1 protein-coding gene is annotated in these 267 nt (G+C 67.4%); it reads right to left on the bottom strand.

Annotation, left to right across the window (positions count from 1 at the left end; genetic code table 11):
• Positions 1-236: PaaI family thioesterase (locus SB822_RS57725; RefSeq protein ID WP_410859188.1), on the bottom strand; the 236-nt coding region annotated here is incomplete at its 3' end.
• Positions 237-267 lie beyond the last annotated feature (31 nt).

Raw genomic sequence — 267 nt, forward strand, 5'->3', positions numbered from 1 at the left:
GTGGTCATCGGCTTGAAGCCACCTAGCGCCGCGGAAATCGCCACGATCATCGCGGTGTCGGCGGCGGCCATGAACACCTGGCCGCAAATCACGCCGCCTGAATGCCGCAGCGCGCCGGCGAAAGGCAGGCGCAGCGTGGCGCCTTCCGCATCGGCTTTGACGGGCGTGAGCGCCAGTTCGCGGACCCACGGCGCGAGGATGCGGTCGAGCAGCTCGATAGTCTCTTTGTCGTCCATGGCGATTCCCGTCGAAGGCTGCGCGGAGCGT

It is taken from the genome of Paraburkholderia sp. SIMBA_054 (genome assembly GCF_046534875.1).
In the GTDB taxonomy this organism is placed as follows: Bacteria; Pseudomonadota; Gammaproteobacteria; order Burkholderiales; family Burkholderiaceae; genus Paraburkholderia; species Paraburkholderia hospita.